We start from the raw sequence: 5,789 nt of genomic DNA, 5'->3' as shown, positions 1-5,789 counted from the left end.
CATAGACCGAGTCGGGCAGGTCGTGCTTGCGCAGGCTGCCCGGCGCGGCGGGCGCGAGGTTCGCGCGCACCGACGAGCTGTCGCGGTCACACACGGCGACAAGCCCGATATTGAACCGCTCCGGAAAACCCGGAGCGGTTCAGACCCGCTGCTTTTCTGATAAACGGCGAGGCCACAATTCTGCTGTCCGAGCACGACGCTGAGCGTCTGCGATGGCACAGCCGCGAGCGGGATCGTGAGCATCGCAATCTGACGGCTCAGGTCACGAGCCCGGACACCGCTGTCTCCAGCGAGGAGGCCACACCCGACATTGCTCGGGTCGCTTCGTTTGTCATCATGGTGACGATTGCCGACACGGATTGCGCCGCGCCCGGGTACGCGCTTTCGATGCTGGAGATGCCTGCCTGCAGCGGCGTGAGCTGGTTCGCCATCGCGGGGACGTTCGCCGCCGTGCAGACCCCCAGCCTGGGCTCTGCGGATCGTTGCCTGAGGGCTGCACGGTGTTCGAATACGTCGCCTGCGCGCTCGTGCGGATCTCGATGGGACGACTCTCTACAACGATCAACAACAGACCCGATGAGCTCTTGCGCTGGTAATCGAGCCGGTCGACATTGAAACTGCGGTACGTCACATCGGGCATAACCACATTGACCAACGTGAGCGATTCCCATAAAAACTCAAGTTCGAGCAGGAACAGCTCGCGGCTCATGTTGCGACCACCGCACGACAGGCGCAGCGTGCGTCTGCAGGCCCTTCGCCTGCGCATCGCGATATCGCCGCCGCCACTTGAAGACCATGCTGTCGTTCAGATTGTGCTCGCGGGCAATTCGCGCTACCGATGCTCCGGACTGCAGTGTCAGCTCCACGATCATTCGCCGGAATTCCGCAGAGAAGTTTGGTCGTTTCGGTGCGGCTGTCACAGTGTCTTTAGTGTTGTCCAATTTTGCGTCCGCAAAAAGTTATCGCGGACGCCATACTGGCCACACTCCAGCTTCTCTTCACGACGGCCTTGATCTGATGCTTACCGATCAAGAGGGTTCTGAAACAGTCAAAGCATGAGCATGAATGAATTTCGCCGGCTGACAGCAAAGATCGGTCAGCACATGCAACAGCTTTCCGCCCAGCAAGTCAACGACGCACAGGCCATCATTAACCGCATGATGGGAGACTTGCCCGATCTGCACAGGATCTGGGTCGGAACCTCCGACAATCAACTCATCGCACTGCAACGAATTCCTCGGTTTTTACCGCTACGCCCTGATCATGGAAGATGCGTTCGAAGCTGAACGCAACAAGGCATCGCGGCCCTACTGGGGGTGACCCGCTTCAGTGGACGGTTACGCAGTTGAATTGTGTCTGGGTGAGTGTCCTCCGTTTGACGTGACGTTGCGGGTTGTCCACGGCCGGACGGCGGGTCGCCTGTTACGACCATGACGCTGGCCGGCGGTGGGCAGCCCGCATGCGGACGAGGTCTGGTTTTTCGCGGCATGCATGCGTTCGTAAATCATTGGCGAGCGATAGCCGATGCAGCTGTGAAGGCGGTGCGGGTTATACCAGCCTTCAATGAAGGAGAACAACGCTTGTCGGGCTTGTTCATGCGTATCGAATCGCGTGCGCGCGAGCAGCTCACATTCAAGCGTGGCGAAGAAGGCCTCGCACATGGCGTTATCGAAGCAGTCGCCCACTGTGCCCATGGACGGACGCACGCCTGCTTCGCTGCAACGCCGGCCGAAGGCAAGCGAAGTGTATTGGGCAACCTTGGTCCGAGTGGTGAATCACCCCGTTGGGATGGCGTTGCGCCAGCGCCATGTCCAGGGCCTGCAGCATCAGCCCGGTGCGCAGATGGTTGGCTATCGCCCAGCCCACCACGCGCCGGCTGAACACGTCCAGTACCACCGCAAGGTACAGAAACCCGACGCGGGTCGGCACATAAGTGGCGTCGGCCACCCACAACTGGTTCGGCGCGTCGGCGTTGAAGTGCCGCTGCACCAGGTCCGGCGCTGGCCGTGCATCGGGCTGCCGCTGCGTAGTACTGAACCAGCGACGCCGGCTCACGCCGCGCAGCCCTGCGGTGCGCATCAGGCGCGCAACCCGCTTGCGCCCGACGTGGATACCCTGTCCGGTGAGTTCCGCATAAATGCGCGGCATCCCGTAGGTTCCACGTGAGCGCGTATAGATCGCACGGATGCGTGAGAGCAGATCCGCATCGCTTCGAGCATGAGCAGACGGTTTGCGCTCGAGCCAGACGTAGAAGCCGCTGGCGGAGACCTCCAGCAGCCGCGCCATGGTAACAACCGGCCAGATGGCCTGATTCGCTTTCATGAACTCGAACCCTTGTCGGGCACGGTCCCGGTCTCCCGGGCGAACCAGGCCGCGGCTTTTGACAATATGTCTCGCTCAAGCTTGAGTTGCCGGTTCTCGCGACGCAGCCGTGTCAGTTCCTCACGCTCCGCCGTGGTTAACCCGTCGTGACGCTTACCCGAGTCGCGATCAGCCTGTGCGACCCAGTTGTAGATGGTCTGTGCGGTCGGCTCGAACTCCGTCGCCAGTTCCTCGGGCTTACGTCCGGCGCGCACCAGTTCGACTATCTGTGCCCGGAATTCCGCCGGGTACGGGGTGCGATGTCTCTGCATGATGGACCCCTCCTGTTCCAAAGAATAGGTGTCTACGAAACCGGGTCAACTCCATACGACGGCATGGCCCGGTGTTCCGAACACCACAGGCGACTGGAGGCTCAATTGCTGACAACGGCAGCAACACTTGAACGCGGCTATCAAGGGTCTCGTGGAAGCGGCAACCTGCCAGTCTTCCGACCTCAAGTCAGCGAACTGGACAAGCTGCATCGGCAATGGCTTGCCGATCTGGAAAGCTTCAAAAGCTCTCTGCGCGCACAGGGCGCCGAACCCAAGGCATTGGAGTACGTGAATGAAGCGTTCGGATGTCTTGCCGAGCGCATCAGGAAACTTGCAGGTTGCAGTGGTGGCGGAAATTCCTGCGGATGCCGGCTTGGGACCCCGACAGGGCAGCGCACTCGCCCCGGTGTTGCGAAGCTACGGGAGCTTCGCCGACCTCCTCGCGGATGGCTGCGCTCGACTCGGAGCCAATGCGGGATGCTACACCTGCATTGCAGCGGACTTGCACCCCCTTGCTAGTCGCCGGTCTCTCGACGCATCCTGTACCCGCTTTAGTTCGCTCAGGTATACAACCTCACGACTCGTGTGCAATGGAATGCTCTGTGTCACGTGTCGGCGCATTCATGAAAACAATCTGCTGGTCCCAAAAATCAGACCATAAGTCAATATAACATTTGCATGTCTCAATGACGCGTTCATAGTCTGCCTCAGTGATAGCGTGGGTCAATACATTCCAGAGATCGCTCGCATGATCGTCATCAGCTGCGTTCGCCGTATCATCGTCACTGACGCCATGCACGAAATAGTAACCATCGTCAACGTCAATGCCGTGCCGGCCTGTGGCACGCCGCAGCGGCGGCGTAAACAGGATAACCTCATGTTCGGCCACTGCGAGAAGCGCAGTAACATCAACGTAATTTCCGAAGCTTTCCTCAAGGACTTGCCGGACAAGCGCGGCGGCGGAACTGGGAACAAAGGCACGCCGTGCAGCCTCGCTTAGCTTCAGATCATCAAGCACGGCTTCGTACAGCGGATAGTGTGCACATCCAGGGTTGCCAAGGTAATAACCGTCAACATCAAGCCCGGGCCTGAACCCGAATTCATCCAGGCTGTTTAGCGTCAGCAGAAAACGCGGCGCCATCTTGGAGCCCGCCTTGAGCCGGGGTTCCAATTGCCGGCTCTGGAGTTGCGCTGCAAGCAATGCGTCAGTAAAGCTTTGCACGATGGCATATCGATATTCCAGGTGAATCCTTTGCAGGGTTGAGCCATCAATCTTGCAATTGTTAAGAATTTCGATCACAGGGTGTCTGGATATCGGGTGATTTTCAATCTCACTCTTCAGGCTCCGGACGAAATTCGCATTGCGCTCCCACGCCTCTGACGTGAGCGTAGATCTCATCATTGTCACCGCCTGCTCGCGGGGGTGATTGAAATTTTCATGTTTCGTCAAACTCATGGCTTTCCTTGAAAGGGTTGGGACAACTGACACATCGTCTCGATGTCGTACTGCGAGACACTGGTCGCTCCAGCGAAGCCAGGCTTACGCCCGATCCAGCTGCGACCAGTCGCACCAAACAGGTCGGGGAGGCACGAAGGGCCAGCTTGATCAATAGGGTTCGGGAGCACGGCAGACGTGCCGATGGCACGCTGACGATTATCGAGCGAGTCGCGCTTCATGACGGGAGCGCTGACGCCCCCATGGCTGCGCTTAGCCCGCAACCTGGTACTGACGCAATTGTGAGGCGACGAGGCACTTCGCGGCCTTCCATCCGTCCATCGCTGCTTTTCTTTTTTCCCCGGTCTGGGCGGAAATGATCGCCCCGTCGAGCAACATCACAATCTGATGCGTGAGACGAGCAGCCGCGGAACCCCGAACCAGCTCAACAACAATATTCTGGATGAACTCACGCATTCTCTGCTTCTCGGCGGTAGCGACACGAGCGATCTCGTTGTCACTGCCTCCGAATTCGGACAGTGCGGCGATAAACATGCACCCATTGAAATCCGGCGTATCAAACCAGCGCCCATGCCAGAGAAACACCTCCCGAAGCTTGTCCATTGCCTCTCCCCGCGTCGCAACCGACTCGGATATTGAGGCCTGGATCTTCCCCATGCGCTGTCGCAAAACCTCGGATACCAAACTATCTTTCGATGGAAAGTTCCGATACATGGTCATCTTGGCAACGTCCGATTCATGGATGATCCTGTCAATGCCAACGGCATGATAGCCATGCTTGTTAAAGAGTCGGGTAGCCGTTTCGATCAGGTGTTGTTTCTTTATGTTCGCCGCAGGATACGTTTGCTTCATGTTTGCTCGCAATATGCGTCGAGTGATGGCGTCCATGCTGCCAGGAGCATAGTCGAGTGACGGTGATACCCGGACCCGGCCACTCATGCGGTCGAGATACGGAGTTGCAAGCGCGACAATCGGATGCGGCTGAAGTCCGGACAGCAAAGCGTATGTTACATGTCAAGAGAGATGTCCGATGCAGCAATCGAGTTCGCGGCCTTCACGGGCCACGGGGCTCCGCGCGCGACACACCCCGAAAAAATCAGACAAATCCTAATGCTCTACCGAGAGCCATCTAGCTTAGTAACACTACTCAATGCGCAAATCATACCGCCTCGATACAGATTCCACCAATTCGCTCAACTCACCGTTATGCGCGCCAACGCAGGCTTGAGACGTGGGGTGCGAAGAAATCTGTTGTGCATGGCATGTCACACGGGATATGATACAGACCGGTCTCCTCGTCCAGAGATTGAGTGGCAACTCGATGGCTTGACATCATCCTGCCTGGGACTCCAAAAAGGCGCCGGTGAGGTTCGGTCTTGCGTGGGTAACCGAAGGCACTGGGTAGCATAGGTGACTTGCTGGCGGATTCGATGTTCACCCTCGATCACTTGGCAAGCTGAAAAACAGACATGTATGAGAACTCAGGCATCCTAAATCCAATGGAATTGACGAGCCATTCGGCCATGCCAATACTAAAGAACGAGTGGCACGTATCCGTGCGACGGCAGAACGGACTGCTCGAAATATACCGCGCACTGCTGCTTTTTTCACGCTTGAGCAAGCCGAACCAGCATGTTTTCATCTCTCAGATGAACGAGTACCTGTTCGCCTCCGCGAAAGGCCGCAGGCGGTTATTAATG

At 57.9% G+C, this 5,789-nt stretch carries 6 protein-coding genes and 1 pseudogene; 2 read left to right on the top strand and 5 right to left on the bottom strand.

The window, feature by feature from the left end; all coding sequences use genetic code 11:
• Nucleotides 1–257: 257 nt before the first annotated feature.
• Nucleotides 258–431, bottom strand: a complete 174-nt coding sequence (locus KHO33_RS41415; protein WP_200568496.1) for a hypothetical protein — start codon at nt 429–431, stop codon at nt 258–260.
• Nucleotides 432–677: 246 nt separating this feature from the next.
• Complete coding sequence (locus KHO33_RS43095) at nt 678–920, bottom strand: transposase (protein WP_407946230.1); 243 nt, start codon at nt 918–920, stop codon at nt 678–680.
• Between the two features lie 135 nt (nt 921–1,055).
• Here KHO33_RS43095 and KHO33_RS41405 point away from each other — a divergent pair, with 135 nt between their 5' ends.
• Nucleotides 1,056–1,286 carry a hypothetical protein gene (locus KHO33_RS41405; RefSeq protein WP_234480960.1) on the top strand — a complete coding sequence of 77 codons (231 nt, stop codon included), beginning with the start codon at nt 1,056–1,058 and terminating at the stop codon, nt 1,284–1,286.
• A 195-nt stretch (nt 1,287–1,481) separates the two neighbouring features.
• Here the strand turns inward: KHO33_RS41405 and KHO33_RS41400 are convergent.
• The 3 genes and pseudogenes from KHO33_RS41400 to KHO33_RS41390 all read right to left on the bottom strand — a co-directional run.
• Nucleotides 1,482–2,633: pseudogene (locus tag KHO33_RS41400) on the bottom strand (IS3 family transposase); the annotation flags it as partial.
• A 574-nt stretch (nt 2,634–3,207) separates the two neighbouring features.
• A complete protein-coding gene (locus KHO33_RS41395) occupies nt 3,208–4,089 on the bottom strand; it encodes a hypothetical protein (RefSeq protein ID WP_200568498.1) in 882 nt (293 codons plus the stop codon).
• 252 nt (nt 4,090–4,341) lie between these two features.
• Nucleotides 4,342–4,941 (bottom strand): TetR/AcrR family transcriptional regulator, encoded by a 600-nt coding sequence (locus tag KHO33_RS41390; protein WP_200568499.1) that lies wholly within the window; start codon nt 4,939–4,941, stop codon nt 4,342–4,344.
• A gap of 617 nt (nt 4,942–5,558) precedes the next feature.
• Here KHO33_RS41390 and KHO33_RS41385 point away from each other — a divergent pair.
• Nucleotides 5,559–5,789, top strand: a 231-nt coding sequence (locus KHO33_RS41385; RefSeq protein ID WP_211629314.1) for a hypothetical protein, incomplete at its 3' end; no start/stop codon positions are given.

The organism is Paraburkholderia nemoris, from assembly GCF_905221015.1.
GTDB classification, from domain to species: Bacteria; Pseudomonadota; Gammaproteobacteria; order Burkholderiales; family Burkholderiaceae; genus Paraburkholderia; species Paraburkholderia nemoris.
Note: the sequence above shows the minus strand (reverse complement) of the source record. Positions and strands in the feature narration are given on the sequence as shown.

What these genes read in the sequence shown, in the direction of transcription:
- KHO33_RS41415 (WP_200568496.1), bottom strand. Translation starts at nt 431, where the DNA reads ATGGCGAACCAGCTCACGCCGCTGCAGGCAGGCATCTCCAGCATCGAA.
- KHO33_RS41405 (WP_234480960.1), top strand. Translation starts at nt 1,056, where the DNA reads ATGAGCATGAATGAATTTCGCCGGCTGACAGCAAAGATCGGTCAGCAC.
- KHO33_RS41395 (WP_200568498.1), bottom strand. Translation starts at nt 4,089, where the DNA reads ATGAGTTTGACGAAACATGAAAATTTCAATCACCCCCGCGAGCAGGCG.
- KHO33_RS41390 (WP_200568499.1), bottom strand. Translation starts at nt 4,941, where the DNA reads ATGAAGCAAACGTATCCTGCGGCGAACATAAAGAAACAACACCTGATC.